Genomic DNA, 25,652 nt, shown 5'->3' on the forward strand with positions numbered 1-25,652 from the left:
CGCTCGGGCTCACTCGGTACACCCTGTGTCTGACGTGCGTCGGTCTGCCGTGTCTCGGTCGTTTCCTCCGCCTCGCGCCGGTGCCTTCCCCGCCGGGCACGTCGAGGACCCAGGTCGTCAGTCCCCTCGCCCAGTCCGCCACCGCGATGCATATCTCCACCCGACTGCTTTTCTAGGACGCGTGGCCCCCGCCGCGCAACCCGATCATCGTGTCAGTGACCTCCCCCGCGGCCGCCCGCCGAAACGTGCGGTGGAACAACAGTCCACGCGGGGGGATTCCCGGCCCTGATCATCCGGCCCCTGATGAGTACGTGCGTATGGGCTTTGTGTATCAGGTGTCAGTCTCGCAGATGAGGGATGGCACCGCTGTGATCTTGAGGCCCGCCGCGTCCGATCGGCCCGCGGACGGCGTCCGATCCCGGCGTCGAGCGCGGTCCGGCCGGGGCCCGGCGCGCCCTTCGGCCTACCCTGAGGAGGTCACCCCGCAACCGGAGTCCGAGAAGCCGGAGTAGCCGCACGTCATGAGTGCCATGAGCGAAACGCCCTATCCCTACGACGCGCCCGTGTCACAGGCGCTCTTCGACCGTGCCTCCGTCGTCACCCCCGGCGGCGTCAACTCCCCGGTGCGGGCCTTCCGCGCCGTCGGCGGCACGCCCCGGTTCATGGTGTCGGGCAAGGGGGCCTACCTCACCGACGCAGACGGGCGCGAGTACGTCGACCTCGTGTGCTCCTGGGGGCCCATGATCCTCGGGCACGCGCACCCCGAGGTCATCGCCGCCGTCCAGGAGGCCGTGGCCCGCGGTACGTCCTTCGGCACGCCCGGCGAGGGCGAGGTCGCGCTCGCCGAGGAGATCGTCGCCCGGGTCGAGCCCGTCGAGCAGGTGCGGCTCGTCAGCAGCGGGACCGAGGCGACCATGTCCGCCATCCGGCTCGCCCGCGGGTTCACCCGGCGGTCCAAGGTGATCAAGTTCGCCGGGTGCTACCACGGGCACGTCGACTCGCTGCTCGCCGCGGCCGGCAGCGGCGTCGCCACCTTCGCGCTGCCCGACACGCCCGGCGTCACCGGTGCGCAGGCCGGCGACACGATCGTGCTGCCGTACAACGACCTGGAGGCCGTGCAGGAGGCCTTCCACCGGCACCCCGGGGAGATCGCCTGTGTGATCACCGAGGCGTCGCCGGGCAACATGGGCGTCGTGCCGCCGGACCCCGGCTTCAACCAGGCCCTCAAGGACTCCTGCCGGCGCAACGGCGCCCTGTTCATCTCCGACGAGGTGATGACCGGCTTCCGTACCAGCCGCGCCGGCTGGTACGGCGTCGAGGGCGTCGCGCCCGACCTGATGACCTTCGGCAAGGTGATGGGCGGCGGGTTCCCGGCCGCCGCGTTCGGCGGACGTGCCGACGTGATGGCCCACCTCGCCCCCGCCGGGCCCGTGTACCAGGCCGGCACCCTCTCCGGCAATCCCGTCGCCACCGCCGCCGGTCTCGCCCAGCTGCGGCTGCTGGACGACGCCGCCTACGACAAGGTCGACGCCGTCTCCGAGCAGATCCGGACGCTCGTCAGCGAGGCGCTGTCGAAGGAGGGCGTCGCGCACCGGGTGCAGACCGCGTCCAACATGTTCTCCGTGTTCTTCACGGACCGGCAGGTGCGCGACTACGAGGACGCCAAGCGGCAGCAGTCGTACCGTTTCACCGCGTTCTTCCACTCGATGCTGGCGAACGGCGTCTATCTGCCGCCGTCGTCCTTCGAGTCCTGGTTCGTGTCCACGGCCCACGACGAGCGGGCCATTCAGAAGATCGCCGACGCCCTTCCGGCGGCGGCCCGGGCGGCTGCGGAGGCCACGGCAGAATGAGCGACAGCAGCAAGGACGTCACCGTCGTCCACCTCATGCGACACGGCGAGGTCGAGAACCCGGACGGTGTCCTGTACGGGCGGCTGCCCGGCTACCACCTGTCCGAGCTGGGCCGGAGGATGGCCGAGCGGGTGGCCGAGCACCTGGCCCCGCGCGACATCACCTACGTCTGCTCCTCCCCGCTGGAGCGGGCGCAGGAGACGGCCACCCCGATCGCCAAGGCGCACGGGCTGGATCTGGACACCGACGAGCGGCTGATCGAGGCCGAGAACGTCTTTCAGGGCAAGACGTTCGGCGTCGGCGACGGCGCCCTGCGCAACCCGGACAACTGGAAGCACCTCGTCAACCCGTTCCGGCCGTCGTGGGGCGAGCCGTACGTGGACCAGGTCGTGCGGATGATGGGCGCGCTGAACGCGGCCAAGGACCGGGCGCGCGGCCACGAGGCGGTGCTGGTCAGCCATCAGCTGCCGATCTGGATCGTGCGCTCGTACGTCGAGCGGCGGCGGTTGTGGCACGATCCGCGCAAGCGGCAGTGCACGCTCGCCTCGCTGACGACTTTCACATATCTGGGTGACAAGATCGTGTCCGTGGGCTACAGCGAGCCCGCCATCGACCTGGTCCCGGTCCACCTGCGCGCCGGCGCCAAGCCCCAGAAGGGGAAGGGCACCGCCCAGGGCAAGGCCTTCGGCGCCTGACCGGTGTCACTCGTCACTGACGGTCCGTTTGGTATCGCTTAGCGCACTTTTGCGGTTTCCGTTACGAAAATCATAGAAATCTGAGGAACCTCCCCGATCGTCCTGCCCTCTGACTGGGTGACCAGCAGGCAGCGACGAATCGGGGATCTCCATGCCCACCTTCTCCCGGACCTTCTCCCGGCGGGGAATGCTCGGCCTCGGCGCGGGCGCGGCGGCCGCCGCCTCGCTCGCCGGCTGCGGAACCCTCACGTCCTCGGACGGCGACGGCCACCCGAACGGTTCCGGCCAGGGCAAGCCCGGGCGCGGGGACGGGAAGGGGAAGGGGAGCACCGCGCATCCGGCGCGGCCCATCGGCGACGGCTCCACCTCCTTCACCGGCAGGCAGCCGCACCAGCCGGCCAAGCCCGAGCCGCTGGAGCCGGGACAGACCCCGCCCCAGTTCGTGATCTTCTCCTGGGACGGCGCCGGCGAGGTCGGCAACGGCCTCTTCCCTCGCTTCCTGGACCTGGCCAAGGAGCACGGCGCGTCCATGACCTTCTTCCTCTCGGGGCTGTACCTGCTGCCCGAGTCGAAGAAGCGGCTGTACGAGCCGCCGAACAACCCGCGCGGTGCCTCCGACATCGGCTACCTCACCGACGAGCACATCAAGGCCACGCTGACGAACGTGCGCCGGGCCTGGCTGGAGGGGCACGAGATCGGCACCCACTTCAACGGGCACTTCTGCGCCGGCACGGGAACGGTCGGCAACTGGACCCCGCAGCAGTGGGAGAGCGAGATCCGGCAGGCCAAGGCGTTCGTGAAGGAGTGGCGGACCAACACCGGCTGGAGCGATCTGCCGTCGCTGCCGTTCGACTACGACAAGGAGCTGGTCGGCGGTCGTACGCCCTGCCTGCTCGGCCAGAACAACCTGCTGCCCACGGCCCGGAAGCTGGGCTGGCGCTACGACGCGTCCTCGCCGGGCGGGCGTCAGGTGTGGCCGGAGAAGAAGCTGGGGATCTGGGACCTGCCGTTGCAGCAGATACCTTTCCCCGGGCGTTCCTTCGAGGTCCTGTCGATGGACTACAACATGCTCGCCAACCAGTCCCTGAACTCCACCAAGGCGCCCGCCTACAACTACCCGGGCTGGCGCAAGCAGTCGGCGCAGGCGTACATCCAGGGATTTCAGCGGGCATACGAGACAAACAGGGCTCCGTTCTTCATCGGCAACCACTTCGAGCAGTGGAACGGGGGCATCTACATGGACTCGGTCGAGGAGGCCTTCAAGCACATCGCGCGCGAGAAGGAGAAGGGCGCCGACGTACGCATGGTCTCCTTCCGGCAGTTCGTGGACTGGATGGACGTGCAGAAGCCCGAGGTGCTCGCCAGGCTGCGGACGCTCGGGGTCGGGCAGCGGCCGGTAGGCGGCTGGAAGGAGTTCCTGCGGGGCACCGGGTCGGCGTCCGCCGACGCGGCCTGAGTCGGCGCGACTCGGGCCACGGCGTCCGAAATGTCCCGTGTAAATACGCCCTGAAATGCGGTTTTCCGCCCGGCAGGGGGGCGCGCGAGAGCCCCGGAACAGGCATGCGAAACTTTTCACATGAGTACCCGTAGCCGCGCCGTCCTGCTCAGCGCTGTGGCCGCCGTCGCGGCCGTGACCCTGTCCGCGTGCGGAAAGGGCGGCACCTCCGGAGGCGGTGGCGACACCCACTTCGTCACCGGCAACAACGGCATCGACACCGTCCCCGCCGGCAAGCGCGCCACTGCCCCGGACCTGTCCGGCAAGACCATCGACGGCAAGACCCTGGACGTCGCCGACTACAAGGGCAAGGTCGTCGTCATCAACGTCTGGGGCTCGTGGTGCGGACCCTGCCGCGAGGAGGCGCAGTACTTCGCCAAGGTCTCCAAGGAGTACCAGGACAAGGGCGTCCAGTTCGTCGGCATCAACACCCGGGACACCAGCACCACCCCGGCCGTGAACTTCGAGAAGGAGCACGGCGTCGAGTACCCGAGCCTGTACGACCCCACGGGCAAGCTGATGCTCCGGTTCAAGAAGGGCACCCTCAACCCCCAGCTCATCCCCTCCACGCTCGTCATCGACCGGAACGGCAAGGTCGCCGCGCGGGCCCTGGAGGCGCTCGACGACACGGGCCTGCTGAAGATGCTCAAGCCGGTCCTCGCGGAGAAGTGACGTGAGCGCACTGCTGACGCTGGCCGCGGAGACGGGCCGCAACGAGACCGTCCTGCACGGCGCCCTGCTGGTCGCCCTGCCGGTCGCGCTGCTCGCCGGGCTCGTCTCCTTCTTCTCGCCCTGCGTGCTGCCGCTGGTCCCCGGTTACCTCTCCTACGTGACCGGCGTCGCGGGCACCGACCTGGCCGAGGCCAGACGGGGGCGGATGGTGGCCGGCGCCTCCCTGTTCGTGCTCGGCTTCAGCGCCGTGTTCGTCTCCGGCGGTGCGCTCTTCGGCTACTTCGGCTCCAACCTGATCGACTACCAGGACACCCTGTCCAAGGTGCTCGGCGTCCTCATGATCGCCATGGGCGTCTTCTTCATGGGGCTCCTGCCCTGGTTCACCATGCGCGAGTTCCGCTTCCACAAGCGGCCCACGGGCGGTCTGCTGGGGGCGCCCGTACTCGGCGCCCTCTTCGGTGTCGGCTGGACGCCCTGCATGGGCCCGACGCTCTCCTCGGTGAACTTCCTCTCCTTCCAGGAGTCGAGCGCCGCGCGCGGCTCCCTGCTGATGGTCGTCTACTGCCTCGGCCTCGGCGTGCCCTTCGTGCTCACAGCGATCGGCTTCCGCAAGGCCCTCGGCGCCTTCGCCTGGGTCAAGCGCCACTATGTGTGGGTGACGCGCATCGGCGGCTCGATGATGATCCTGACCGGTGTGCTGCTGCTGACCGGTGCCTGGAACAGTCTGGTGCAGCAGATGCAGACCTGGTCCGGCGGCTTCAATGTGGGGATCTGACCGATGAGCAAGACCGACACCGACACGAGCCAGGACCGCGAGGAGCTGGGCGCGGCCGGCTCCCAGCTGTCCACCGCGCCGCAGGAGGAGCAGACGATCCTGCCCGGCCTCGGTGTCATCGGCTGGGCGCGCTGGTTCTGGCGGCAGCTGACCTCCATGCGGGTCGCGCTGCTGCTGCTCCTGCTGCTCTCGCTCGGCGCGATCCCCGGCTCGCTGATCCCGCAGACCGGTGCCGACGCGAGCAAGGTCGAGGACTTCCGCGCCGCCCACAAGACGCTCGCGCCCGTCTACGACAAGCTCGGCCTGTTCCACGTCTACAGCTCGGTGTGGTTCTCCGCGATCTACATCCTGCTGTTCGTCTCCCTCATCGGCTGCATCGTGCCCCGCACCTGGCAGTTCGTCGGCCAGCTGCGCGGCCGTCCGCCGGGCGCGCCCAAGCGGCTGACCCGGCTGCCCGCCCACACCACCTGGCGCACCACCGAGGACCCGGAGCGGGTCCGCGAGGCCGCGCTCGCGCTGCTGAAGAAGCGCCGCTTCCGCGCCCACGTCGCCGGTGACGCCGTGGCCGCCGAGAAGGGCTATGTGCGCGAGCTGGGCAACCTGGTCTTCCACATCGCCCTGATCGTGCTGCTGGTCGCCTTCGCCTCGGGCCAGCTGTACAAGTCCGACGGCACCAAGCTGATGGTCGAGGGCGACGGCTTCTCCAACGCGCTGCCGATGTACGACGACTTCAAGTCCGGCAGCCTGTTCCAGAACGACGACCTGGTGCCGTTCAGCTTCGACCTGAAGGACTTCAAGGGCACCTACGAGGTCAGCGGCCCCAACCGGGGCACCCCGCGCACCTACGAGGCGAAGATCACCTACAGCAAGGGCGCCTACGGCAGGGAACGGTCGACGACCGTCAAGGTCAACGAGCCGCTGAAGATCGACGACGCCAAGGTCTACCTGGTCAGCCACGGCTATGCGCCCGTCATCACCGTCCGGGACGGCAAGGGCAAGGTGGTCTACCACGACGCCGTGCCGCTGCTGCCGCTCGACGGCAACGTCAGCTCCAACGGCGTGGTCAAGGTGATGGACGGCTACCGCGACCCCCAGGGCAAGAAGGAGCAGCTCGGCTTCCAGGCGTTCTTCGCGCCGACGCTCGACACGCGGAGCGGGACGATGCTCTCCCAGTTCCCGGCCCTGCTGAACCCGGTGCTCGCGGTGAACGCCTACCACGGCGACCTGGGCGTGAACTCGGGTCTCCCGCAGAGCGTGTACCAGCTGGACAAGAAGCACATGAAGGCGTTCGAGGACGCCAAGGGCCAGCTGCTGAAGAAGCTGCTGAAGCCGGGCGACACCATGACGCTGCCCGGCGGCGCCGGCTCCATCACCTTCGAGAAGGACATCAAGGAGTGGGCCGGCTTCGAGATCGTCCAGGAGCCGGGCGGCGGCTGGGCGCTCACCGGTGCCCTCGCCGCGATCTTCGGCCTCGCCGCGTCCCTGTTCATCCAGCGCCGCCGGGTCTGGGTGCGCGCGGTGCGCGGCGCGGACGGCGTCACGGTGGTCGAGATGGCCGGGCTCGGCCGCAGCGAGTCCGCGAAGGTGCCCGAGGAGCTGGGCGACCTCGCCGGAATCCTCTACGACCAGGCGCCGGGGGCACCCGACCCCGACGACTCCGCAGCAACCCCCGACCCCCAAGTCGTACCTGCCGAAGGGGCTGAGAAGTGACTCTCGCCGCCGCAACCGATCTCGCCGCCGCGACCAACGAACACCTCGCGAGCATCAGCAACACGCTGATCTACTCGTCGATGGCGGTCTACACCCTGGCCTTCTTCGCCTACATCGCCGAGTGGCTGTTCGGCAGCCGCAGCAAGGTCGCCCGTACGGCCGCCGCGCTCACCGCCGACAGCGAGCGCAGGGCGGACGGGCCCGCCGTCACCGTGAAGCGGGCCGGCGGCACCGCCGTCCTGGAGCGGCCGAAGGTCGTCGTCCGCTCGGCGTCCGGCGCGCGGGACGTGCCCGACGGGCCCGGCGCGCACGGCGGCGACGAGCAGGGCGACCTCTACGGCCGGATCGCCATCTCCCTCACCGTGCTCGCGTTCCTCGTGGAGCTGGGCGGCGTCGTCGCCCGCGCGGCCTCCGTGGAGCGGGCGCCGTGGGGCAACATGTACGAGTTCAACATCACCTTCTCCACGGTCGCCGTCGGCGTGTACCTCGCGCTGCTGGCGCTGAAGAAGAACGTGCGCTGGCTCGGCCTGTTCCTCGTCACCACGGTCCTGCTGGACCTGGGCCTCGCGGTCACCGTCCTGTACACGGCCAGCGACCAGCTGGTGCCGGCCCTGCACTCGTACTGGCTGTACATCCACGTCTCCACCGCCATCTTCTGCGGTGCCGTGTTCTACGTCGGCGCGGTCGCCACGATCCTGTACCTGTTCAAGGACTCGTACGAGAACAAGCTCCAGCTGGGCGGCAGGCCCGGGAAGTTCGCCTCCTCGGTGCTGGAGCGGCTGCCCGCCTCCGCGTCCCTGGACAAGTTCGCCTACCGGGTCAACGCGGCCGTCTTCCCGCTGTGGACGTTCACGATCATCGCGGGCGCGATCTGGGCGGGCGACGCCTGGGGCCGGTACTGGAACTGGGACCCGAAGGAGACCTGGTCCTTCATCACCTGGATCGCCTACGCCTGCTACCTGCACGCCCGGGCGACGGCCGGCTGGAAGGGCCGCAAGGCCGCCTACCTGGCGCTGATCGCTTTCGGCTGCTGGCTGTTCAACTACTACGGCGTCAACATCTTCGTCAGCGGCAAGCACTCCTACGCGGGCGTGTGACCGCCACCGCCGAGAGAGGGCCGGTTTCCGGTGACACGGGTCACGGGGACCGGCCTTCGCCGTCCGGAGGCGGCCGTAACCGCGTGCGTATCCCCGGGCCCGGGGGCAGGCTGGTGTCATGAGCGGTTCCATCGCACAGGGCACCAGCCAGACGCACGGGAACACGCGCATCCTGCACTTCGTGGTGCGGCTCCCGCGGCGCATGGAGGAGGTCTGGCCCGCGCTGGCCACGCCCGAGGGGCTGGCGTCCTGGTTCACCGCGGCCGATGTGCTCGAACCCCGGCTCGGCGGTGCGGTCGCCCTGCGTGATCTGGGTGGCGGGCAGGTCACCGCGTGGGACGTGGACCGCGTCGCGGAGTACACGGTCGAGGGCGGCGGCCGGCTCCGGTTCCATCTGGAGCGGGACGGGGAGGACGGCAGCGTGCTCCGCTTCACCCACGAGTTCCAGGGCGAGGAGGAGTCGGAACAGCGCTGGCGGAGCCGCTTCGAACGCCTGATCGAGGATCTGGAGCCGGGACGGGGCTGAGCGCCTAGGAGACCGCGGGCAGGCTGCCGTGGGTCACCGAGGCGATCCGGTCCCGCAGCCGCTCGACGTACAGCCGCATGTTCTTCGCCGCGATGTCCGTGTCCGGGTAGCGGCTCGCCAGCCACAGTCCGTCGGGCAGCCGGTTCACCCACACGCACACCTGGTCGCCGTAGGACACCCGCATCAGCCCGTACGCCTTCAGCTCCGCCCACCGCTCGGCGCCCGGGATGGCGCGGGTGTCGACGTACGACACGATCGAGTACAGGTCCGGGGAGGTCGGCCGGAAGTCCGCGCCGAGCAGGCTCAGCACCCGGGCCAGCGGCATCCGGGCCAGCGCCCGGTTCGCCTGGAGCTCGGCGCGGACCGCCCGCAGGGCCTCCGGGAAGCCGCGGGTGCGGCCCACGGGCACCTCGATCGGCGCGCCGCCCACGTACCAGCCCACCGAGTCCGTCCACCGCGACTTCACCCGCGTGTGGAAGGGCACCACCGTCCGGTACACCGGCTGCCCGCCGAGTTCGTGCACGATCAGCCCGGTGGCGGCCAGCAGCCCGACGAGGCTGCCGCCGTACGGCCGGCAGTACGCCTCGAACGCCGCCGCCGCGTCCGCGTCCGCCAGCGGCTCGCACAGCATCCGCTGCGTGGGCAGCGGGCCGCCCGGGGTCAGGCCCAGGTCCACCGGGAAGCCCGGCAGCGTGCCGTCGCAGCGGTGGATGAACTCCCGCCAGCGGTCCACGAACGCGTGCCGGCCGTCGATGCCGTCCGCGTCCGCGCGCTCGATCTCGCAGAAGTCGACGTAACTCGCGGCCGGTGCGGCGGAGTCGGGCTCGGTCCCGGTGAGGCCCGCCGTGTACAGCTCGTGGATCTCGGCGACGAGCCGGTGCAGGGAGTAGGCGTCGACGTTGCTGTGGTCGAAGGCCATGTACACGCTCGCGCCGTCGTCCCGTACGACCGCCGTGTAGATCAGGTTGGGCCAGCGCAGGGCGTCCGCGACCGTGTCGAAGCGGTCCTGGAGGTGCCGGACGAGGTCACCGGCGTCGGTGAAGTGGCCCGCCTCCGCCCGGCGCAGGGACACGTCGGCCGGGTCGAGCGTGAAGCGGCGCAGTTCGTCACCGGCCCAGCGGAAGCCGCTGCGCAGCGTCTCGTGTCGTACGGTCCAGGCGCGCAGCGCCCGCTCCAGCACGTCCAGGTCGACGGGGCCGGGCAGGTCGAAGGCGGTGCCGAGCCAGGTCGGCACGAAGAGCCCGTCCTCCCGGACGCACTTGGCCGTCCTGATGTGCGACTCCTGGATGTAGGCGGGCGGCCGGGAGTCCTCGGGGAGCGCCGTCGCCGCCGCGACGGTCGCCGGGCTCAACGTCCACTCGACGAGCCGTCCCGGCCGGACCTCGCAGCGCTGGATGTCAGTGATTCGCACGCGTCTCCCATCGCAGAAGGGGCCCCTGGATGCGGGCCCCCTGGAAGCCAATGCCGTGGGACGCGGGCGGGACATGCCCGGCCGGTTCATTTCAACGGATCGGGTGGCGGGCCGAACGCGGAAGTGAATAACCGTCGGTGACCGGTCAGGGGTTCACTCGACGGTGATCGAGTCCAGCTTCTCCCGCAGGTACACGTGCGAGTCGACGGGCGGGTACGCCACCCGGCCCACCGGCGCCGGAAGGGACTCCACCAGCGTGCCCGGGGTGCACTCGCCGAAGTAGACGAGCGAGATCAGCTCCTCGGCGGGCGCGTCGACGGGCGGCGGCAGCACCCGGTGCCGCCCGGACCGCCACCGGTCCCCGGTCCAACGGGCCAGCAGGTCACCGATGTTGATCGTGAACGCGGCCGGGTCGTACGGCGCGTCCTGCCAGCCGTCCGCGTCGGTGTACACCTGGAGCCCGCCCTTGCCGGCCTGCCGGTCGAGGACGGTGACGGTTCCGAAGTCGGTGTGCGGCCCGATCCGGAACTGCCCGGGCGCGGGCGCGCCGACGATCTCCGTCCCCGGGTACCAGTTGATGTTGAAGCCGTACGTCGGGTGGTCCATGTGCCGGGTGAAGAAGTCGGCGCCGAGCCCCAGCGCGCAGGCCAGCAGGGCCAGCAGCTCCTTCTCCAGCGCCACCATCCGGCCCAGGTACTCCTGGCACAGCGGGCGCAGCGCGGGCACCTCCGCCGGCCACACGTTGGGCTTGTACCACTCGGCGTTGACGACCGGGTCCTCGAACGGCTCCGCGGTGGCGAAGGTCAGCGACTCCTTCAGGTCCGGCGGGGTCTCGGTGCCCTCCGCGTACCCGTTGGCCTCGGCGCCCGGCCCGAGCCAGCCGCGCCCGCCGACCTTCGCCGCGTAGCGCTGCTTGACCTCCACGGGCAGCAGGAAGAACTCCCGGGCGGCCGACCGGATCCCGGCCCGCAGCGCGGGGTCCACGCCATGCCCGGTGACCAGCAGGAAACCGGCGGACTGCAGGGCCTGGTCGACGGTGCGGGCGAGGACGGCCCGCCGCATCGCGTCCCCCTCGGTCCAGATCCGCAGATCGATGGTGGGAATCACACCAGCCATGCTTCCACTCCTCGGGCGGGTTCACTCTCCCCGGCCGCCCGGTGACCCGGGGGTGGCCGCGAGGACAAAGCGGTACGTCGGCGATACTTGGGCACATGGCTTACGACGATCTTCGCTCCTTCCTGCGGGCGCTGGAGCGCGAGGGCGACCTCAAGCGCATCAAGGCCGAGGTCGACCCGTACCTGGAAGTCGGGGAGATCGTCGACCGGGTGCAGAAGTCCGGCGGTCCGGCGCTGCTTTTCGAGCACGTGCGCGGCTCGGACATGCCCCTCGCCATGAACGTGTACGGCACCGACCGCCGCCTGCTGAAGGCGCTGGGCCTGAAGTCGTACGGCGAGATCTCCGAGAAGATCGGCGGGCTGCTGCGGCCCGAGCTGCCGCACGGCTTCGTCGGCGTCCGCGAGGCGTTCGGGAAGCTGGGCGCGATGGCCCACGTCCCGCCGAAGAAGGTGAAGCCCGACAACGCGCCGGTGCAGGAGGTCGTCCTGCACGGCGACGACGTCGACCTGGAGCGGCTCCCGGCGCTGTTCACCTGGCCGAAGGACGGCGGTTCCTTCTTCAACCTGGGCCTGACCCACACCAAGGACCCCGAGACCGGCATCCGGAACCTGGGCCTGTACCGCCTCCAGCGGCACGACAAGCGCACCATCGGCATGCACTGGCAGATCCACAAGGACAGCCGGAACCACTACCAGATGGCCGCCCGCAGGGGCGAGCGGCTCCCGGTGGCCATCGCCTTCGGGTGTCCGCCCGCCGTGACGTACGCCTCCACCGCCCCGCTCCCCGGTGACATCGACGAATACCTCTTCGCCGGCTTCCTCGCGGGCAAGCGGATCGAGATGGTCGACTGCAAGACGGTCCCGCTCCAGGTTCCGGCGAACGCCGAGGTGGTGCTGGAGGGCTGGCTGGAGCCCGGCGAGATGCTCCCCGAGGGCCCGTTCGGCGACCACACCGGCTTCTACACCCCGCAGGAGCCCTTCCCGGCCCTGAGGATCGACTGCGTGACGATGCGCAGGCGCCCCCTGCTCCAGTCGATCGTGGTCGGCCGGCCCCCGACGGAGGACGGCCCGCTCGGCCGCGCCACGGAACGCTTCTTCCTGCCCCTGCTCAAGATCATCGTCCCGGACATCGTGGACTACCACCTGCCCGAGGCCGGCGGCTTCCACAACTGCGCGATCGTCTCGATCGACAAGAAGTACCCGAAGCACGCGCAGAAGGTGATGCACGCGATCTGGGGGGCGCACATGATGTCCCTGACCAAGCTGATCGTGGTCGTGGACGCCGACTGCGACGTGCACGACCTGCACGAGGTCGCCTGGCGGGCCCTCGGCAACACCGACTACGCCCGCGACCTCACGGTCGTGGAGGGTCCCGTCGACCATCTGGACCACGCCTCCTACCAGCAGTTCTGGGGCGGCAAGGCGGGCATCGACGCGACCCGGAAGTGGCCCGAGGAGGGCTACACCCGCGACGGCGGCTGGCCCGACATGGTCCTGTCGGACCCGGATACGGCGGCTCTGGTGGACCGCCGCTGGAAGGAGTACGGACTGTGACGTCGGCCTCTGCCGCCATCCCCCGGCCCGGCCGCACCAAGGCGTTCCTGCGCCTGGTGATGATCGAGCACTCGGTCTTCGCGCTCCCCTTCGCCTACATCGCCTCCCTCACGGCGATGTACGAGTGGGACCGGAACATCCACTGGGCCCGTCTGCTGCTCGTCACGATCTGCATGGTCGGCCTGCGCACCTTCGCCATGGCGGTCAACCGGATCATCGACCGCGAGATCGACGCCCGGAACCCGCGCACGGCCCACCGGGAACTCGTCACCGGCGCCATGTCGGTCCGGCACGCCTGGACCGGCGCGCTGATCGCGCTGGTGGTCTTCCTGGGCGCTGCCGCCCTGCTGAACCCGCTCTGCCTGGCGCTCGCGCCGGTGGCGGTGATCCCGATGGTGGTCTACCCCTACGGCAAGCGGTTCACGAACTTCCCGCAGGCCATCCTGGGTCTCGCCCAGTCCATGGGGCCCATCGGCGGCTGGCTGGCGATCAGCGGGGAGTGGTCCTGGACGGCGGTGATCCTCGGCCTCGCCGTCGGCATCTGGATCGGCGGCTTCGACCTGATCTACGCCTGCCAGGACGTCGAGACCGACCGCGAGATCGGCGTGCTGTCGGTTCCGGCCCGCTTCGGTGTCCCGGCCGCGATCCGGGGCGCGCGGGTGTGCCACGCCATCACCACGGCCCTGTTCGTCTGGTACGGCCTGGCCACCCACGCCGGAGCGTTCTTCTGGCTGGGCCTGCTGATCGTCGCCGGCGCCTTCCTCTACGAGCACTCCATCGTCCGGCCCCACGACCTGTCCCGCCTGAACAGGGCGTTCTTCTCGGTCAACGGGTTCATCGGCATCGCCCTGTTCGTGTGCGCGCTGCTCGATCTCCTCGTACGCGGCCTGACCGTGTGAGCGGACCGGCACCACCCGGCCTGAGGGCGGCCGGGCGCGCCGGTACGCTCAAGGTGTGAACGCAGGAGAAACGCAGCGTGTGCCTTGGATCGTGGGGGTGTCCGGAGCTTCCGGGACGCCGTACGCGGCTGCCGTGCTGCGGGCGCTGCTGGAGGCCGGGGAAGCGGTGGACCTCGTGGTCAGCCGGGCCTCGCGGCTGACGCTGCTGGACGAGACGGGCATCTCGTTCCGGGACGCCCACTGGCAGGACGACCTGCGGGAATGGCTGGGCCGTGGCGCCGACGGCAAGCCCGGCACCTTCGACGTGGACGTCAGCGGGGTGCGGTACTGGAGCGCGGGCGACCTCGCCGCCGGCCCGTCCTCGGGGTCGTACCCGGCCAAGGGCATGCTCATCGTGCCCGCCTCCACCGCCTCGGTGGCCGGTGTGGCGCTCGGCCTGTCCAAGGATCTGCTCCAGCGCGCGGCGAGCGTCACACTGAAGGAACGCCGGACGCTGGTCGTGGCCGTACGGGAAACCCCCCTGAACGGGCAGACGCTGCGGCACCTCGTCGCGCTGGACGACGCCGGCGCCACGGTCGTCCCCGCCTCGCCCGCCTTCTACGCGGGCGCCACCCACATCCAGGACCTGGTGGACTTCGTCGCCGGGCGCGTGCTGGACGCGGCGGGTGTCGCACACGGCCTGTACCGGCGCTGGAAGGGCGAGCTGGGCGGCGGCACACCCGGCTCGTAAGGCAAGCAGCAGTACCCCTCATCACTCCAGGAACTTTCACCGGAAGGCTTCGATCGCATGGACGCGGTGGACAGGCAGCTCATCCAGGCCCTGAGGGAGAACGGCCGGGCCTCGTACGCGGAGCTGGGGCGCCTGGTCGGCCTGTCGGGCCCCAGCGTCACCGACCGCATCAACCGGCTGGAGGCGGCCGGTGTCATCACCGGCTACCGCGCCACGGTGAACGCGGCCTCCCTCGGCCTCGGTGTCACCGCCCTGATCGGTATCTCGCTCTCGGACGCCGCCGACCACGAGGACGTCGCGCAGCGCCTCAGGGACCTGCCGGAGATCGAGGACTGCTGGTTCATCGCCGGCGACGACTCCTTCATGCTCAAGGTCCGCTCGACGGACGTGGACGGCCTGGAGAAGACCATCCGCCGGCTCAGCGGCACCAAGGGCGTCTCCCGCACCCGTACCACGATCGTGCTGTCCACCAAGTGGGAGAACCGGGTCGGGGAACTGCCCGAGGAGGTCTAGGGATACCGTGGGTCGCGTTGTCGTAGAAAGGTGTGGGTATGGACGTCGGGCTCAAGCGCGAGCTGGAGGAGAAGGTCCGCTCCGGTGAGCGGCTGACCCGCGAGGACGGCATCGCGCTCTACGAGTCGGACGACCTGGCCTGGCTCGGCGGGCTCGCCCACGAGGTGCGGACCCGCAAGAACGGTGACGTCGTCCACTTCAACGTCAACCGGCACCTGAACATGACCAACGTGTGCACGGCCTCCTGCGCCTACTGCTCGTTCCAGCGCAAGCCGGGCGAGAAGGACGCGTACACGATGCGCATCGAGGAGGCCGTCAAGCTCGCCAAGGCGATGGAGTCGGAGAACCTCACCGAGCTGCACATCGTCAACGGCCTGCACCCGAACCTGCCGTGGCGCTACTACCCGCGTTCCCTGCGCGAGCTGAAGAAGGCCCTGCCGAACGTCTCCCTGAAGGCCTTCACGGCGACGGAGATCCACCACTTCGAGACCATCAGCGGTCTGTCGGCCTCCGAGATCCTGGACGAGCTGATCGACGCGGGCCTGGAGTCGCTGACCGGCGGCGGCGCGGAGATCTTCGACTGGGAGGTCCGCCGGCACATCGTGGACCACCGCACCCACTGGGAGGACTGGTCCCGCATCCACCGCCTGGCGCACGAGAAGGGTCTGAAGACCCCGTGCACCATGCTGTACGGCCACATCGAGGAGCCCCGCCACCGCGTCGACCACGTCCTGCGCCTGCGGGAACTTCAGGACGAGACCGGCGGCTTCCAGGTCTTCATCCCGCTGCGCTACCAGCACGACTTCGTGGACATGAAGGACGGCAAGGTACGCAACACCCTCCAGGCGCGCACCCGGATGGCGACCGGCGCGGAGGCGCTGAAGACCTTCGCGGTGTCGCGGCTGCTGTTCGACAACGTGCCGCACGTCAAGGTCTTCTGGGTCATGCACGGCGTGCAGACCGCCCAGCTGGCCCTCCAGCACGGCGCCGACGACATGGACGGGTCGGTGGTGGAGTACAAGATCACCCACGACGCGGACAACTTCGGCACCCCGAACAAGCTGACCCGCGAGGACCTGCTGGAACTGATCCGCGACGCGGGCTTCCGCCCGGTGGAGCGGAACACGCGGTACGAGATCATCCGCGAGTACGAGGGCCCCGACCCGGCGCGCCGGGAGTCCCCCCAGCCGATGCGGGTGTGAGGCGCGGCACGTAGCGGTGCGGGTGCGGGAGCGTGGGGGCTGGTCGCGCAGTTCCCCGCGCCCCCGGGTGGGTACTCGGGACGCATGCCCACGAAGGCACCCGAAGACCGGTACGACGCGGCTCCCTTCGTTCCCGAGGGAGCGGACCTGGACGTTCTCCGCCAGGCCGCCGCAGGCTGTCGCGGCTGCCCCCTGCACCGCGCCGCCACCCAGACCGTCTTCGGCGCCGGAGACACCGGCGCCCGCGTGATGCTCGTCGGGGAGCAGCCCGGCGACCAGGAGGACCGGCAGGGCAGGCCCTTCGTCGGCCCGGCCGGCAAGCTGCTCGACCGGGCCCTGGCGGAGGCCGGCATCGACCCCTGCGAGGCCTACGTCACCAACGCGGTCAAGCACTTCAAGTTCACGCAGGCCGAACCCCGCAAGCGCCGCATCCACAAGGCGCCGAGCCTGCGGGAGATGACGGCCTGCGGTCCCTGGCTCGCGGCGGAGCTGGCGCTGGTGGAGCCGGAACTGATCGTGATCCTGGGCGCGACGGCCGGGAAGGCGCTGCTGGGGTCGTCGTTCCGGGTGAGCCAGGTGCGCGGGACCGTACTGGAGGAGGAGATCCACGGCCGGCCGGAGCGCCTGGTGCCGACCGTGCATCCGTCGGCCGTGCTGCGCGCGGACGACCGCGAGCAGGCGTACCAGGGCCTGGTGGCCGACCTGAAGGTGGCTGCACGCGCCCTTGGGTAATAAGTAAGCTGCCGCCGTGCCTCTTACTTTCACCCTGGACCCCGCCGTCACCCCCGCCCTCCGCGACGGCATCCTCGACCTGTGGGCGGACGTCACCGACGCGGGCGGCGCCGTCGGCTTCGTGGCGCCGGCGAACCGCGAGGAGATACGCCCGGAGCTGGTACGGCACTTCGCGCAGATGGCCGAGGGCCGCACCCGGCTGCTCGTCGGCCACGACGAGGCCGGCGAGGTGGCCGCGACCGCCTTCCTCACCCGCAACACCCACCGGCTGATGACCCACTGGCTGTGGCTGTACACGGTGATGGTCCACCCCCGCCACCAGGGCCGGGGCCACGGCCGCGACCTGCTGGCCGCCGCCGCGGACGCGGCCCGCGCCACGGACGGCATCGAGGCGATCCGGCTGACCTGCCGGGGCGGGCTGGGCCTGGAGCGGTTCTACGGCTCCTGCGGCTACAAGGAGGTCGGGCGGGTCCCGGACGCCATCCGGGTCGCGCCCGGGGACGACCGCGACGACATCGTCATGCTGCTGCCGCTCCGCTGACGCCGACCCCCCTGCGTGATCGCCCACCGCTCGTGCTTCACTGGACGATGACCCCTTTTGGAAACGGACGAGTGGATTGAGATGCTCCGCTACACGCTGATGCGCCTCGGTATCTTCGCGGGCTGCCTCGTGATCGTCTGGGGAGCCGTCTACTCGGGCATCTTCCCGCGCGGCTTCGGCGAGTCCAACGGACTGTGGGTCCTGCTGCTCGCCCTGGTCCTGTCGGCACCGATCAGCTGGGTGGTGCTGCGCAAGGAGCGGGACCGGGCCTCCGTGCAGATCGTGCACAAGGTCGACCGGATGAAGGCCAACCTGGACGCCAACCGCAGCCAGGAGGACGGCGCCGACGACGCGTCCCGGGCGCAGGGCGGGGCCACCGCGTCCAGCTGATCCGGCCCGACCCGAACGACAGGCCCTAGGCTTGCCCTCATGGGTGCCGTCAAGACCAAACGGATGCCGAGGGCGGTGCGGGAGCAGCAGATGCTCGACGCTGCCGTACGGATCTTCGGGCAGCGCGGGTACATGGCCGCCTCGATGGACGAGATCGCCGAACTCGCGGGCGTGTCCAAGCCGTTGGTCTATCTGTACCTGAACTCGAAGGAAGACCTCTTCACCGCGTGCATCCGCCGCGAGGCCGCCGCGCTCACGGAGGCCGTGCGCGCGGGGGTCCGGCCGGGGCTGCCCGCCGACCGGCAACTCTGGGACGGCCTCAGGGCGTTCTTCGCGCACACCGCCGAGCATCCCGACGGCTGGTCGGTGCTGCACCTCCAGGCCCGCACGCACGGGGAGCCCTTCGCGGCCGAGGTCGCCGCGATGCGGGCGGAGATCGTCGCGTTCGTGACCCGCCTGGTCGCCGTCGCGGCCCGCGAGGCCCACCGCGACCCCGACCTGCCCGAACACGAGGTGGCCGGCCTGGCCGAGGCCCTCGTCGGCGCCGCCGAGTCCCTCGCCGCATGGGCCAACGCCACCCCGGGCACGACGGCCCGCCAGGCGGCGGCCACCCTGATGAACTTCGCGTGGGCGGGCCTGGGCAACCTGATGCGGGGCCGGATGTGGACACCGCCGGCCGAGCCGGCCTGAGCGGCGCGACGTCCGTCACCTCCCCCGCACGTCGCCCTCCACGTGCACCCGCCCGTCCCCGGCGCCCCGCAACTCGAACCGCCCGCTCCCGTCCGCCCCGTAGGCCACGGTCCCCGGCAGCAGCACCGGCGCCCGGAACCGGGCCCGTACCTCGGTCGCGTCGGGCATGCCGTGGGCGGCCAGGCAGCGGGCCAGGGTCCACATGCCGTGCGCGATGGCCCGGGGGAAGCCGAAGAGGCGGGCGGTGAGGGGATGCAGGTGGATGGGGTTGCGGTCGCCGGACGCGGCACCGTAGCGCCGCCCCACGTCCCCGGCGAGGCGCCACTCGGCGACGACGGGCAGCGCGGCACCGGTGTCCTGCCCTTGCCCGGGTGGCATGCCGGAGCCGGAGCCGGAGCCGGAGCCGGAGCCGGAGCCGGAGCCGGAGCCGGTGCGGTGCCGGGCCAGATACGTGCTCCGGGACTCCCACACCACGCTCCCGGCCGACCGCAGTTCCGTCACCACCGTCGCCTCCGTCCCGCGCCGGTGCGGGGCCAACCCGGCGATCCGCACACCGAGTTCGTACGCCCCGTCGGCCGCCAGCGCGGCGCCCCGCGTGATCTCGATCGACGTGTGCACCAGCCCCAGCAGCGGCAGCGGGAAGTCCCGCGCGCTCATCAGCCGCATGGCCAGTGGTAAGCCGAGGACGTGCGGGTAGGTGACCGGCAGGTCGGGCTCGCCGGTCGGGAAGCCGCAGACCCGCTCGTACGCGGTCAGCTTCGCCAGGTCCACGCGGACGCCGGGCAGTACCAGGCGGGTGCGCGGGAACGCCGCGTCGGGGGCGGGGCGCTTGAAGGGGGAGCGCAGGGCGCCCCGGGCCAGCAGCGGGGCCAGCGCGGGCGGCGCGGTCAGGGTGACGGCGGTCATCACGCCCCCAGCAGGCTCTGGCCGCAGACGCGGACGACCTGGCCGTTGACCGTGCCGGAGGCCGGGTGGGCGAGCCAGGCGGTGGTCTCGGCGACGTCGACGGGCAGCCCGCCCTGCGCCAGGGAGTTCATGCGGCGGCCCGCCTCCCGGATGAACAGCGGGATCGCGGCGGTCATCCTCGTCTCGATGAACCCGGGCGCCACCGCGTTCACGGTCACCTCGTGCTCGGCGAGCACGCGCGGCGCCAGGGACCGGACGAGCCCGACGATCCCCGCCTTGCTCGCGGCGTAGTTGGTCTGGCCCGCGTTGCCCGCGAGCCCGGCGATGGAGGCGGTGGCCACGATCCGCCCGCCGGTGCGCAGGGCGCCCCGCGCGAGCAGAGCGTCGGTGACGCGCAGCACGCTGCCCAGGTTGACCTCCAGCACCGCCTGCCACCGGTCCGCCGGCATGTTGGCCAGCCGCCGGTCCCGGGTGACGCCGGCGTTGTGGACGAGGACGTCCAGCCCGTCGGGGAGGGCGGCGGCGATGCGCTCGCCCGCGTCGGCGGCGGTGATGTCGAGGGCGAGGGCCGTGCCGCCGAGCCGTTCCGCGACCCGGCGGGCGTCGGCCTCGGCGCCGGGCACGTCGAGGACGACGACCCGGGCGCCGTCCCGCGCCAGCGTCCCGGCGACGGCCTCACCGATGCCGCGCGCGCCCCCGGTGACCAGCGCGGTCCGCCCGGCGAGCGGCTGTGCCCAGTCGGCGGGGGCGGTGACCGCTCCGTCGCCGACCTCGATCACCTGGCCGCTGACGTAGGCGGAGCGGGGGGAGAGCAGGAACCGCAGGGTGGACTCGGCGGCGCCGGCGTCCGTCAGCCGGACCAGGTTGACGGTCCGGCCCCGCCCGATCTCCTTGCCGAGCGAGCGGGTGAATCCTTCCAGGGCCTGCTGGGCGGCCGACCGGTGGTGGTCGGCGGGGTCGAGCGGGGCGCCCAGCACCAGCACCCGGCCGCTCGGGGCGACCGACCGTACGACGGGGTGGAGGGCCGCGTGCACCTCGGCGAGCGTGTCGACGTCCCGCACCCCGGTGGCGTCCAGGACGACGGCGGCGGGCTCCCGGTCGCCGGGGGGAAGGCCGGTACGGCCGAGGACGGGCGCCAGGTCGAGGGCGGACTTCCCGGCGGTCAGGTGCAGCAGGGGGCCCGGCAGCGCGGGCCGCTGCGGTGACCACCGGATCAGCTCGGCCGGCTGGGGCAGGCCCAGGCGCCGGGTGAGGAAACGGCCGGGGGCCGTGCCGGTGAAGCTGAGGTAGCGGTCGGCCATGTGCGACTCCCGCGCGACTCGGGTCCGAAGAGCTGGAATGTGCTTACTCTTGAGTAAGGTTACCGAAGGTAAGCCGAGGTGGGCCACAGCCGGGTGAGCCACCGCCACGGGTGAGGAGCAGATCGACATGAGCCCCCTGGAGCCACCCCGCGCACGCCGGGTCGCGGTGCTCGGCGGCACCCGCATTCCCTTCGCCCGCTCCGACGGCCCCTACGCCACGGCGAGCAACCAGGAGATGCTGACCGCCGCCCTGAACGGCCTCGCCGACCGCTACGGCCTGCACGGTCCCGGCGCGGTCGGCGAGTTCGTCGCCAGCGCGGTCCTCAAGCACAGCCGGGACTTCAACCTGGCCCGCGAGACCGTGCTCGGCTCCCGGCTGGACCCGCGCACCCCCGCCTACGACATCCAGCAGGCCTGCGGCACCGGACTCCAGGCCGTCGTCGCCGCCGCCAACAAGATCGCCCTCGGTCAGACCGAGTCGGCGGTGGCGGGCGGCGCCGACACGACGAGCGACGCGCCCCTGGGCGTCAACGACTTCCTGCGCCGCATCCTCCTGGAGGCCCGCCGGGCGAAGACCGCGTCCGCCCGCCTGAAGGCGCTGGCCCGCATCCGCCCCGCGCACCTGGTCCCGGACATCCCGCGCAACGCCGAGCCGCGCACCGGCCTGTCGATGGGCGAGCACGCGGCGGTCACCGCCCGCGCCTGGGGCATCTCCCGCCGGGCCCAGGACGAACTGGCGGCCACCAGCCACCAGCGCCTCGCCGCCGCCTACGAGCGGGGCTTCTTCACGGACCTGGTGATCCCCTTCCGGGGCCTGGAGCGGGACCAGAACCTGCGCCCCGACTCCACCCCGGAGAAACTGGCGGCCCTGAAGCCGGTGTTCGGCACGGACCACCCCGACGCCACCATGACGGCCGGCAACTCCACCCCCCTCACGGACGGCGCGGCCCTCGTCCTGCTGGCGAGCGAGGAGTGGGCCGAGGCGCGCGGCCTGGAACCGCTGGCGTACCTGACCGCGTACGAGACGGCGGCCGTCGACTTCGTCCACGGGGACGTGACCGACGGCGCGGACGGTGCGGACGGCCTGCTGATGGCACCGGCGTACGCGGTGCCGCGCCTGCTGGAACGCACCGGCCTGGACCTGGCCGACTTCGACCTGGTGGAGATCCACGAGGCCTTCGCCTCCCAGGTGCTGGCCACGCTGGCGGCCTGGGAGAAGCGGGGCCTGCCGCCCGTGGACCGCGCCCGTCTGAACGCCACCGGCTCCTCCCTGGCCACCGGCCACCCCTTCGCGGCGACGGGCGCCCGCATCGTGGCCACCCTGGCCAGGCAACTGGCGGAGCGGGAGGGCCCGGGCAAGGGCCTGATCTCGATCTGCGCGGCGGGCGGCCAGGGCGTGACGGCGATCCTGGAACGCCCCTGACACCGGTGCGAGCGGCCAGAGTTGAACAGCCGTCACATAACCCCCGAGGCTGCACATCCCCGGCCCCGGACCCTCCCCGAACCCGCACAACCCCCTCACAGTGGAGTCGTACGATCACCTGCCTAACCAGCGGTAACCCCTTTCCGTGAAAGGCTCACCGCAGGTGCACGCACGCCAGAGGAGCCGCCCGTGTCCACGCCGTACCCGACCCCGCCCGCCTCCTCCGGCACCCCGGTCTCCGCCACCGACTACGACGGCCGCCCGGTCCTCGTCGAACCCGAGATACGCCGGCTCGACGGGGCCGTACGGGAAGTGGCCGTCCCCCCGTTCGCACCCCCGGTCACCCACGGCTCCCTCGCCGACCTCCCGTACGAGAACGCGGAGGCCGCCCCCGAGCAGGTCGTCCTCAGCCGCAAGCGCTCCGACGGCCGCTGGACGGACGTGACGGCCGCCCGCTTCGCCGCCGAGGTGCAGGCCGTGGCCAAGGGCCTGATCGCCGAAGGGCTGATGCCCGGGGACCGCATCGCCGTCATGTCCCGCACGACGTACGACTGGACCCTGCTCGACTTCGCCGCCTGGGCGGCCGGCCTGGTCACCGTCCCGATCTACCCGACCTCCTCCGTCTTCCAGACCCGCTGGATCCTGCACGACTCCGGCGCGGTCGCCCTCGTCACCGAGACCGCCGCCCAGGCCGCCGCCATCGGCCCCGAACTCGCGCACCTGCCCGACCTGCGGCACCTGTGGGTGATGGAGAAGGACCACGTGGCCCGGCTCGCCGAAGCGGGCGCACTCGTACCCGAGGGTGAGACCGGCGTACGCCGGGGCATGCTCGGCCCCGACACGCTCGCGACGCTCATCTACACCTCGGGCACCACCGGCCGCCCCAAGGGCTGCGCCCTGTCGCACGGCAACTTCTTCGCCGAGGTCGACAACGCGATCGAACTCCTCTACCCCGTCTTCAAGGCGAAGGGCGAAGACCCCTCGGTCCTGCTCTTCCTCCCCATGTCCCACGTCTTCGGCCGCATGGTGGCCATCGCCTGCGTCCGCGCCCGGGTCCGCCTCGGCCACGCCCCCAGCCTCGCCCCGCAGGACCTCCTCCCGGACCTGGACGCCTTCAAGCCGACCTGCCTGCTGACCATCCCCTACATGCTGGAGAAGGTCTACAACTCCGCGCGCGCCAAGGCGGAGGCCGGTGGCCGGGCGTCCGTCTTCGACCGCGCCGCGGCCGTCGCGGAGCGCTACGGCGAGGCGCTGGAGGCCCGCCAGACCGGCGCGGGCACCGGCCCGGGCCGCGCCCTGAAGACACAGCGCGCCTTCTACGACCCCCTCGTCTACCGCCGCATCCGCGCCGCCATGGGGGGCCGCGTCCGGTACGCCATCTGCGGCGGCTCCCCGCTCGGCCGGCGCCTCGCCGCGTTCTACGCCGGCGCCGGCATCGAGATCTTCGAGGGCTACGGCCTCACGGAGACCACCGGCGCCTCCACCGTCACCCCGCCCCTGAAACCCCGGCTCGGCACGGTCGGCTGGCCGCTGCCCGGCACGCGGGTGAGGCTCGCGGCGGACGGCGAGATCCTCATCGGCGGCGACCACGTCCTGCGCGGCTACTGGGACCCCCAGGCGGGTGGAGTGGTCCCGGCGACCCGCGACGGCTGGCTGTCCACGGGCGACCTCGGCGAACTGGACGACGAGGGCTACCTGACCATCACCGGACGCAAGAAGGAACTCCTGATCACGGCGGGCGGCAAGTCGGTGGCCCCGGCCCCGCTGGAGAACTGGCTGCGCCAGCACCCGCTGATCTCCCAGGTGATGCTGGTGGGCGACGGCCGCCCCTACGTCGCCGCCCTGATCACCCTGGACCCCGACGGCATCACCCACTGGCGCCAGATGATCGGAAAACACCCGGTACCGCCGGAACTCCTGGTCGACGACGAGGAGTTGCGCGCGGTCCTGCAAAGGGCACTGGACGAGGCCAACAGGATGGTCTCCCGCCCCGAGTCCATCCGCCGCTTCGCCGTCCTCCCGGTGGACTTCACGGAGGCGGCCGGTCACCTGACCCCGTCCATGAAGCTACGGCGCGAGCAGATCCTGCGGGACTTCGCGACGGAGGTGGAGGGGCTGTACGAGCGCTGAGGGCTTTCACCTCAGGTCTTCCTCAGAAGATCAGCGGAGCCTTCGACTCCGGCATGTCCCTGCCATACGTTCAGGTGTCCGACCGCCTCCAGCGGTCCCCACCGGACGGGCGTTTCCGTGAAAGCCTCAGCACATCGCCTCATGTTCGTCCCTACGGCAGCTCTGCTGCTGTCCGCCGCCCTGGCTGGGCCCGCGTTCGCCGAAGACGCACCGTCGCCCGCCTCTTCGGCCGCACAAGCCGAGGACCCGGTCGTCAATGCGTCTCCGCCCGAACAGCCTGAAGAAGATCTCACCGAGGTCCCGGCCGATGCGGTGGACGAGCAGCCCGAAGAACCCGCGCCCGACGGCAAGCCGCCGCTTCCCGGTGAGGTGCCGGCCGGGGTGGACTGCAGTCCGGCTCACGGCGTTTACATTCCCACCAAACAGGGTCGTAAGTATCACCGGGCCGTCGGCCCCACCAACTCGAACTACAACGACACGTCCAGGACGGCCAAGTCGACCTTCACCTCGGAGGTCACCGGGGAAGTAGGCGTAGCCGTCACCGGCAAGCTGGAGACGTCGGTGGGAACGCTGCTCGCCAGGGTCAAGGCCAAGTACGAGGTGTCGGTGTCCGCCAAGCTCACGGCCAAACTGGGGAACTCCATCTCGGTGGACACGCCGGCGCACAAGTCCACCCACGCGACGTACGGCGTATGGCGCATCAAGCACACGGGGAAGAGCTACTGGCTGCACGCCAACTGCACCACCACGCCGGAGCACACCGTGGTCAGTTACTCCCCCTGGCGGGTGGGTTGGTACCTGTGGGAAAGCTGATGCCCGCGGCGGTGCTGGCCGCCGTCGCCGCGCTCGCTGTCGGCTGTACCGGCGACGACGGCGATACCCCGGACGCCCGGCGAACCTCTTCTCCTTCCTCTGTGACCCCTTCGGCGCAGTCGCGGACGCCCGGTCGTGCGGAGCATGTCCCCGGTGAATCCGTGACCAAGGCACCCACCTTGCCGGACGGGGACGTCGTCGCCACGGCGGCGAACGCCGTCGGCAACAGGGAGATCGACATCAAGGGCGGCTTGAGGGCCGGGCCGCTGTCCGTCATGGTGAACTGCCAAGGCGAGGGTGAGCTGACGGTCCTGGTCCAACCGGCCGGCCTGCGCTTCCCGCTGCAGTGTGTTGCCGGTGAGGTCAGCAGCACCTACAACCAGCTGAATCTGAAGCGAACCCGCGCTCGGGGAACGGTGAGTGTGACCGCACCCTCCGGCGTCCGGTGGGCCATCACCGTGGGACGTTAGGGTCGGCACCCG

General features: G+C 71.1%; 25 protein-coding genes. 21 read left to right on the forward strand and 4 right to left on the reverse strand.

Going from position 1 to position 25,652, the window contains the following annotated elements; genetic code table 11:
* Positions 1–530: 530 nt before the first annotated feature.
* The 8 genes from hemL to ABZV94_RS04325 all read left to right on the forward strand — a co-directional run bounded on the left by hemL (position 531) and on the right by ABZV94_RS04325 (position 8,820).
* A complete protein-coding gene (gene hemL, locus ABZV94_RS04290; RefSeq protein ID WP_356336962.1) occupies positions 531–1,850 on the forward strand; it encodes a glutamate-1-semialdehyde 2,1-aminomutase in 1,320 nt (439 codons plus the stop codon).
* The gene (locus tag ABZV94_RS04295) at positions 1,847–2,545 is read left to right on the forward strand and encodes a histidine phosphatase family protein (protein WP_356336965.1); all 699 of its coding nucleotides are present in this window, start codon (positions 1,847–1,849) and stop codon (positions 2,543–2,545) included. The genes hemL and ABZV94_RS04295 overlap by 4 nt, the downstream gene beginning before the upstream one ends.
* Before the next feature lie 151 nt (positions 2,546–2,696).
* Positions 2,697–4,001: a hypothetical protein gene (locus ABZV94_RS04300; RefSeq protein WP_356336967.1), complete on the forward strand. Its 1,305-nt coding sequence runs from the start codon at positions 2,697–2,699 to the stop codon at positions 3,999–4,001.
* A 120-nt stretch (positions 4,002–4,121) separates the two neighbouring features.
* Positions 4,122–4,712: a TlpA disulfide reductase family protein gene (locus tag ABZV94_RS04305; protein ID WP_356336969.1), complete on the forward strand. Its 591-nt coding sequence runs from the start codon at positions 4,122–4,124 to the stop codon at positions 4,710–4,712.
* A gap of 1 nt (position 4,713) precedes the next feature.
* On the forward strand, positions 4,714–5,487 hold the full coding sequence (locus ABZV94_RS04310; RefSeq protein WP_356336972.1) for a cytochrome c biogenesis protein CcdA: 774 nt from the start codon (positions 4,714–4,716) through the stop codon (positions 5,485–5,487).
* Between the two features lie 3 nt (positions 5,488–5,490).
* On the forward strand, positions 5,491–7,197 hold the full coding sequence (locus ABZV94_RS04315) for a cytochrome c biogenesis protein ResB (protein WP_356336974.1): 1,707 nt from the start codon (positions 5,491–5,493) through the stop codon (positions 7,195–7,197).
* Positions 7,194–8,294, forward strand: coding sequence for a c-type cytochrome biogenesis protein CcsB (gene ccsB / locus ABZV94_RS04320; RefSeq protein WP_356336976.1), 1,101 nt, complete (start codon positions 7,194–7,196; stop codon positions 8,292–8,294). Before ABZV94_RS04315 ends, ccsB begins: the two co-directional genes overlap by 4 nt.
* A gap of 118 nt (positions 8,295–8,412) precedes the next feature.
* Positions 8,413–8,820: an SRPBCC domain-containing protein gene (locus ABZV94_RS04325; RefSeq protein WP_356336977.1), complete on the forward strand. Its 408-nt coding sequence runs from the start codon at positions 8,413–8,415 to the stop codon at positions 8,818–8,820.
* A 4-nt stretch (positions 8,821–8,824) separates the two neighbouring features.
* On the opposite strand, the gene ABZV94_RS04330 is transcribed toward ABZV94_RS04325, so the two are convergent.
* A complete protein-coding gene (locus ABZV94_RS04330) occupies positions 8,825–10,231 on the reverse strand; it encodes a condensation domain-containing protein (RefSeq protein WP_356336980.1) in 1,407 nt (468 codons plus the stop codon).
* Between the two features lie 153 nt (positions 10,232–10,384).
* Positions 10,385–11,347, reverse strand: coding sequence for a 2-oxoglutarate and iron-dependent oxygenase domain-containing protein (locus ABZV94_RS04335; protein WP_356336982.1), 963 nt, complete (start codon positions 11,345–11,347; stop codon positions 10,385–10,387).
* A 95-nt stretch (positions 11,348–11,442) separates the two neighbouring features.
* Between ABZV94_RS04335 and ABZV94_RS04340 the strand changes: the two genes are divergently transcribed.
* The 9 genes from ABZV94_RS04340 to ABZV94_RS04380 all read left to right on the forward strand — a co-directional run bounded on the left by ABZV94_RS04340 (position 11,443) and on the right by ABZV94_RS04380 (position 18,597).
* Complete coding sequence (locus ABZV94_RS04340; protein ID WP_356336984.1) at positions 11,443–12,900, forward strand: menaquinone biosynthesis decarboxylase; 1,458 nt, start codon at positions 11,443–11,445, stop codon at positions 12,898–12,900.
* Positions 12,897–13,799 (forward strand): menaquinone biosynthesis prenyltransferase MqnP, encoded by a 903-nt coding sequence (gene mqnP / locus ABZV94_RS04345; RefSeq protein ID WP_356336986.1) that lies wholly within the window; start codon positions 12,897–12,899, stop codon positions 13,797–13,799. The genes ABZV94_RS04340 and mqnP overlap by 4 nt, the downstream gene beginning before the upstream one ends.
* A 79-nt stretch (positions 13,800–13,878) precedes the next feature.
* A complete protein-coding gene (locus tag ABZV94_RS04350) occupies positions 13,879–14,529 on the forward strand; it encodes a UbiX family flavin prenyltransferase (protein WP_356336989.1) in 651 nt (216 codons plus the stop codon).
* A 57-nt stretch (positions 14,530–14,586) separates the two neighbouring features.
* Entirely contained in the window at positions 14,587–15,042 is a 456-nt protein-coding gene (locus ABZV94_RS04355) for an Lrp/AsnC family transcriptional regulator (RefSeq protein WP_030640941.1), read from the forward strand.
* A gap of 38 nt (positions 15,043–15,080) precedes the next feature.
* Positions 15,081–16,244 (forward strand): aminofutalosine synthase MqnE, encoded by a 1,164-nt coding sequence (mqnE, locus tag ABZV94_RS04360; RefSeq protein WP_356336991.1) that lies wholly within the window; start codon positions 15,081–15,083, stop codon positions 16,242–16,244.
* Between the two features lie 84 nt (positions 16,245–16,328).
* Positions 16,329–16,976 (forward strand): UdgX family uracil-DNA binding protein, encoded by a 648-nt coding sequence (locus ABZV94_RS04365; protein WP_356336993.1) that lies wholly within the window; start codon positions 16,329–16,331, stop codon positions 16,974–16,976.
* A 16-nt stretch (positions 16,977–16,992) separates the two neighbouring features.
* Complete coding sequence (locus ABZV94_RS04370; protein ID WP_356336995.1) at positions 16,993–17,517, forward strand: GNAT family N-acetyltransferase; 525 nt, start codon at positions 16,993–16,995, stop codon at positions 17,515–17,517.
* 81 nt (positions 17,518–17,598) lie between these two features.
* Positions 17,599–17,907, forward strand: coding sequence for a DUF4229 domain-containing protein (locus ABZV94_RS04375; protein ID WP_356336998.1), 309 nt, complete (start codon positions 17,599–17,601; stop codon positions 17,905–17,907).
* A 39-nt stretch (positions 17,908–17,946) separates the two neighbouring features.
* Positions 17,947–18,597, forward strand: a complete 651-nt coding sequence (locus ABZV94_RS04380) for a TetR/AcrR family transcriptional regulator (RefSeq protein WP_356337000.1) — start codon at positions 17,947–17,949, stop codon at positions 18,595–18,597.
* A gap of 15 nt (positions 18,598–18,612) precedes the next feature.
* Here ABZV94_RS04380 and ABZV94_RS04385 read toward each other — a convergent pair whose 3' ends face one another.
* Complete coding sequence (locus ABZV94_RS04385; protein WP_356337003.1) at positions 18,613–19,503, reverse strand: MaoC/PaaZ C-terminal domain-containing protein; 891 nt, start codon at positions 19,501–19,503, stop codon at positions 18,613–18,615.
* Positions 19,503–20,804, reverse strand: a complete 1,302-nt coding sequence (locus tag ABZV94_RS04390) for a 3-oxoacyl-ACP reductase (protein ID WP_356337005.1) — start codon at positions 20,802–20,804, stop codon at positions 19,503–19,505. Before ABZV94_RS04390 ends, ABZV94_RS04385 begins: the two co-directional genes overlap by 1 nt.
* A gap of 127 nt (positions 20,805–20,931) precedes the next feature.
* Between ABZV94_RS04390 and ABZV94_RS04395 the strand changes: the two genes are divergently transcribed.
* The 4 genes from ABZV94_RS04395 to ABZV94_RS04410 all read left to right on the forward strand — a co-directional run bounded on the left by ABZV94_RS04395 (position 20,932) and on the right by ABZV94_RS04410 (position 25,640).
* The gene (locus ABZV94_RS04395) at positions 20,932–22,227 is read left to right on the forward strand and encodes an acetyl-CoA C-acetyltransferase (RefSeq protein WP_356337007.1); all 1,296 of its coding nucleotides are present in this window, start codon (positions 20,932–20,934) and stop codon (positions 22,225–22,227) included.
* A 189-nt stretch (positions 22,228–22,416) separates the two neighbouring features.
* Positions 22,417–24,357 (forward strand): AMP-dependent synthetase/ligase, encoded by a 1,941-nt coding sequence (locus tag ABZV94_RS04400; RefSeq protein ID WP_356337010.1) that lies wholly within the window; start codon positions 22,417–22,419, stop codon positions 24,355–24,357.
* Positions 24,358–24,498: 141 nt separating this feature from the next.
* The gene (locus ABZV94_RS04405; RefSeq protein ID WP_356337012.1) at positions 24,499–25,170 is read left to right on the forward strand and encodes a hypothetical protein; all 672 of its coding nucleotides are present in this window, start codon (positions 24,499–24,501) and stop codon (positions 25,168–25,170) included.
* A complete protein-coding gene (locus ABZV94_RS04410) occupies positions 25,158–25,640 on the forward strand; it encodes a hypothetical protein (RefSeq protein ID WP_356337014.1) in 483 nt (160 codons plus the stop codon). The genes ABZV94_RS04405 and ABZV94_RS04410 overlap by 13 nt, the downstream gene beginning before the upstream one ends.
* Positions 25,641–25,652 lie beyond the last annotated feature (12 nt).

This window comes from Streptomyces sp. NPDC004658 (genome assembly GCF_040609555.1).
Lineage (GTDB): Bacteria > Actinomycetota > Actinomycetes > Streptomycetales > Streptomycetaceae > Streptomyces.

Coding starts and splice junctions, on each gene's coding strand:
- hemL (WP_356336962.1), top strand. CDS start 531: ATGAGCGAAACGCCCTATCCCTACGACGCGCCCGTGTCACAGGCGCTC.
- ABZV94_RS04295 (WP_356336965.1), top strand. CDS start 1,847: ATGAGCGACAGCAGCAAGGACGTCACCGTCGTCCACCTCATGCGACAC.
- ABZV94_RS04300 (WP_356336967.1), top strand. CDS start 2,697: ATGCCCACCTTCTCCCGGACCTTCTCCCGGCGGGGAATGCTCGGCCTC.
- ABZV94_RS04305 (WP_356336969.1), top strand. CDS start 4,122: ATGAGTACCCGTAGCCGCGCCGTCCTGCTCAGCGCTGTGGCCGCCGTC.
- ABZV94_RS04315 (WP_356336974.1), top strand. CDS start 5,491: ATGAGCAAGACCGACACCGACACGAGCCAGGACCGCGAGGAGCTGGGC.
- ABZV94_RS04325 (WP_356336977.1), top strand. CDS start 8,413: ATGAGCGGTTCCATCGCACAGGGCACCAGCCAGACGCACGGGAACACG.
- ABZV94_RS04335 (WP_356336982.1), bottom strand. CDS start 11,347: ATGGCTGGTGTGATTCCCACCATCGATCTGCGGATCTGGACCGAGGGG.
- ABZV94_RS04340 (WP_356336984.1), top strand. CDS start 11,443: ATGGCTTACGACGATCTTCGCTCCTTCCTGCGGGCGCTGGAGCGCGAG.
- ABZV94_RS04355 (WP_030640941.1), top strand. CDS start 14,587: ATGGACGCGGTGGACAGGCAGCTCATCCAGGCCCTGAGGGAGAACGGC.
- mqnE (WP_356336991.1), top strand. CDS start 15,081: ATGGACGTCGGGCTCAAGCGCGAGCTGGAGGAGAAGGTCCGCTCCGGT.
- ABZV94_RS04365 (WP_356336993.1), top strand. CDS start 16,329: ATGCCCACGAAGGCACCCGAAGACCGGTACGACGCGGCTCCCTTCGTT.
- ABZV94_RS04375 (WP_356336998.1), top strand. CDS start 17,599: ATGCTCCGCTACACGCTGATGCGCCTCGGTATCTTCGCGGGCTGCCTC.
- ABZV94_RS04380 (WP_356337000.1), top strand. CDS start 17,947: ATGGGTGCCGTCAAGACCAAACGGATGCCGAGGGCGGTGCGGGAGCAG.
- ABZV94_RS04385 (WP_356337003.1), bottom strand. CDS start 19,503: ATGACCGCCGTCACCCTGACCGCGCCGCCCGCGCTGGCCCCGCTGCTG.
- ABZV94_RS04390 (WP_356337005.1), bottom strand. CDS start 20,804: ATGGCCGACCGCTACCTCAGCTTCACCGGCACGGCCCCCGGCCGTTTC.
- ABZV94_RS04395 (WP_356337007.1), top strand. CDS start 20,932: ATGAGCCCCCTGGAGCCACCCCGCGCACGCCGGGTCGCGGTGCTCGGC.
- ABZV94_RS04405 (WP_356337012.1), top strand. CDS start 24,499: ATGTTCGTCCCTACGGCAGCTCTGCTGCTGTCCGCCGCCCTGGCTGGG.